Annotated in this window: 2 protein-coding genes and 1 pseudogene; 1 reads left to right on the top strand and 2 read right to left on the bottom strand. The window is 66.1% G+C overall.

The features are described 5' to 3' along the window. Nucleotides 1-39 precede the first annotated feature (39 nt). Nucleotides 40-1,478 (bottom strand): annotated as a pseudogene (locus tag MKK69_RS18680) (IS1182 family transposase). Between the two features lie 285 nt (nt 1,479-1,763). Beyond that, nucleotides 1,764-2,450, bottom strand: coding sequence for a TetR/AcrR family transcriptional regulator (locus MKK69_RS18675; protein WP_243970281.1), 687 nt, complete (start codon nt 2,448-2,450; stop codon nt 1,764-1,766). Nucleotides 2,451-2,648: 198 nt separating this feature from the next. Between MKK69_RS18675 and MKK69_RS18670 the strand changes: the two genes are divergently transcribed. Next, on the top strand, nt 2,649-3,465 hold an 817-nt coding region (locus MKK69_RS18670), incomplete at its 3' end, for an HlyD family secretion protein (protein ID WP_243970279.1).

Below are 3,465 nucleotides of genomic sequence, written 5' to 3'. Positions count from 1 at the left end.
TCGATCAGCAGGATGACGACGGCGGCGCGGTGGGCTGCTTCAGGCTCGAATGGCCTGGATGAGCCAGGTTGCGCCGAACAGTCGGATCATCCGCTTCACGTTGTAGGCGAGGATCGCGAGGCTCATCTCGGTTCTCACGCCTTTCAGGCCCTTCGTCAGCAAGGGCGTACTGCCCATCCAAGCCTTCAGCGTCCCGAAGACGTGCTCGACCGTGGCGCGCCGGACCGCCATGGCGTCAGGCATGGCGTCGAGCCGCCTCTGCATGGCCTCCAGCACCGCCTCGTGTTTCCAGCGCTTGAAGCGCTTCACCTTCTCTGTCGTGCAGCGCGCCCGCATCGCGCGGGCATGACAGGCTTCCAGGTTGCGGTAATGGTCGATGTCGCCGTGTCAATCTGAGCGCGCGGCGGACTTCGCCAGCACAGCCCCGGCGGGACAGACGTAGTGGTCAGCCACGGCGTCGTAGATGAAGTCGGCGCGCACGAAGAGCCCCTTCTTGGCTCGACCTGACGTGTCAGCCCGCGGCATGGCCGGCAGGATGCCTGTGCCTTCGCAGGTTAGAACCTCGTCGCCGCTGTAGTAGCCGCGATCGGCCAGGACCACGACCTCCCTTGCATTGAGAGCCTGTCTGGCCTGGCCCCCCATCGGCACGAGCTGGGTCCGGTCGTGGCCCTCGTTGACGACGTCATGAGCTACGACGAGATGATGCTCGGGATCGACGGCGATCTGCTCGTTGTAGCCGACGATGCCCGTGCCGCGCCCGCTCGTTGCCATCGAGCGCGCGTCCGGGTCGGTCAGTGAGACCTGTCCGTCGTCCGCGGTCCCTACCTGCTCCTGCATCTCGCGCAGGAAGGCCATCTGTCGGCGCAGGGCGGCGATCTTCTCGCCGATACGCTGCGTCCACGCCTCGGGAACGTCGTTGCCTTCCCTGTCCGCCCGGTCGAGCGTCGCGAGGTAGCGGGCGATGCTGGCCTCCACCTGTTCCAGGCGCTTGGCGAGCTTGGCCACGGTGTAGTTGCGGTCCCGGTTGTTGACCGCCTTGAACTTCGATCCGTCCATGGCGACGGTCGCCCCGGCGAAGAGCTGCAGATCCCGGCTCGGACTACGAACTGCCGACAGGCGGCCCAGATCGCAGGCCCGTTGTCGCGCCTGAAGTTGGCGATCGTCTTGTGATCGGGAGCCAAGCGGCCGGTCAGCCACATCACCTCGATGTTGCGCTGTGCCTCCCGCTCAAGCCGCCGGCTCGACGGCACCCGGTTGAGATAGCCGTAGAGGTAGAGCTTCAGAGGCGTGGCCGGATCATAAGCAGGCCGCCCCGTCGCTGCGGGCTCAAAGCGGGTGAAGCCGAGGGTGCCGAGATCAAGTTCGTCGATGAAGGCCTCGATCACCCGAACCGGATTGTCCGCGGTGACATAGTCGTCCAGCGAACTGGGCAGCAACCACGACTGCCTACGGTCCTGCCCTTCGACAAACCGACCCATGCTGGCCTCCGCAGATGAGGCCGCAAGTCTATCTCAGAAAGGACTTTTGATACAGCCTCGACCCAATTCAGCCGCGCCGCTAGTCATCGGCTCTTCTCGAAAGCGGCCATTCATCAGCCGTCCGACAACTCGGATTCGGGTGGTGAGCAATCATTGGGTTACCGCCCGAAAGCCGACATCCAGCTTCGCGCCCAGTGCCGCCTGAGCAGTCAACGTGACCCGAAGGTGAGCCGTTCGAGGGCGGGCTGGTTGCCGGTTCGGCCCTCATCCCTTTCGCACGCGGCTTCAAATCTTGCCGGATCGGCGAACACCCGCGAGAAACAGTGCGACGGCCGCGCGACGGCGCTTCTCCTGCGCTTCCAAGTCCACCTCAATGCCGTAAAGGGCTTGCTTCGAACTACGTCCGAGGACGAGGTTGAGGAACAGGTCGGCGGCGATCTCGACATCGTCGCTCTCGACCTGGCCCTGCGTGGCCAACACTTCCAGGAGCCGGGCTACAGCCCGTACGCCACGCAACCAGCCCTCCTCGTAGGCGAGCTTGGCCAGATCCGGGAACTGCAAGGCCTGGGCGGCGATGCAGCGCGTGAGCGCGGCCGCACCGGGATCCTGCGAGCGTGCGAGCAGGATGCGGCTCAACTCGTCGAGCACCATCCCGGCGTCTTTAGGCTCCGTCTGTAGAGCTTGCACCTCGGCCGCCGCTGAGAGCGGCGCAAGCCACTCGCGGACCCGCTCGTTCAGCACGGCCTCGAACAGCGCGCGCTTGTCACGGTAGCGTGCATAGAGCGTCGGCTTGCTCACGCCGGCAGCCTCGGCCACCGCGTCGATCGAGGTGGCGTCGAAGCCGCGCTCGATGAACAGCTGCATGGCGACCTCGACAATACGGGCCTCCCGCCGCGCCGCCTCCTCCCGGGTCGGGCGCCCACCGGTACCCCGCTTCTGTGCTGCCGGCCGCTCTGCCACCGTTTCCATCATCTGCCTCCTTGCCTCGGCCGCATTCCTCATGTATCCATACTTTACCGTATCGTTTTGATTTTGGCTACTGTCATGGACGCCCGACCCAGCGACCTTCCACAACCGGGTGCCGTCCCCGCTTCGCCCGGTGCCGTGACCTCGTCTACCCTAGCAGTAGCCATCCCGCCGGCTCCAGCGCGCAAACGCCGGAAGGGCCGCGTGATCCTGCCACTTGCCCTCGTGGCTGCCCTCGGGGGTGGTGGGACCTATGGCTGGCACTGGTGGACAGTCGGTCGCTTCCTGGAGACCACCGACGACGCTTACCTCCAGTCCGACAAGGTAACAGTGGCGCCGCGCATCGCCGGCCACGTCGCCGAGGTCATGGTCGGTGATAACCAGTCGGTGAAGGCCCGTGACACCATCGCGCGTCTGGACGACCGCGAGTACCAGGTCAGCCTCAAGCAGGCCGAGGCCGATGTCGAGAAGAGCCGCGCCCAGCTCCTCGGCACGGCCGCCGCGATCCTGCAGCAGCAGGCCCAGGTTCAGTCCTCGCAAGCCGAGGTCGAGAACACTGACGCCGCCCTCGACTTCGCCGGCAAGGAGTACACCCGCTACCAGAACCTGCTGCAGACCGGATCCGGCACGGCGCAGCGCCAGCAGCAGGCGGAGTCCGACCTGCGCCAGAAGCGGGCGGCGCACGATAAGGCCATCGCCTCCCTGGAAGCGGCCAAGAAGCAGGTCGAGAGCCTCAAGGCGCTGGAGGGTAGCGCTCGGGCGACCCTGGAGGGCTCCCAGGCCAAGGTCGAGCAGGCCAAGCTCACCCTGAGCTATACGACGGTCACGGCGCCCATCGACGGCGTGGCGGGCGACCGGTCGCTCCGGGTCGGGCAGTTCGTCTCCGCCGGCACGGGGCTCCTGACCCTCGTGCCCATGGGCCGGGACATCTACCTCGTGGCGAACTTCAAGGAGACTCAGACCGGGCACATGGTCGAGGGCCAGCGGGTCAGCTTCACGGTCGATGCACTTGGGGACCATG

The organism is Methylobacterium sp. J-026 (genome assembly GCF_022829585.1).
Taxonomy (GTDB): domain Bacteria; phylum Pseudomonadota; class Alphaproteobacteria; order Rhizobiales; family Beijerinckiaceae; genus Methylobacterium.
This window is presented reverse-complemented; position numbering and strand designations above follow the sequence as displayed.

Excerpts from the sequence above, each read along its gene's own strand:
- MKK69_RS18675 (WP_243970281.1), bottom strand. The coding sequence starts at position 2,450 with ATGATGGAAACGGTGGCAGAGCGGCCGGCAGCACAGAAGCGGGGTACC.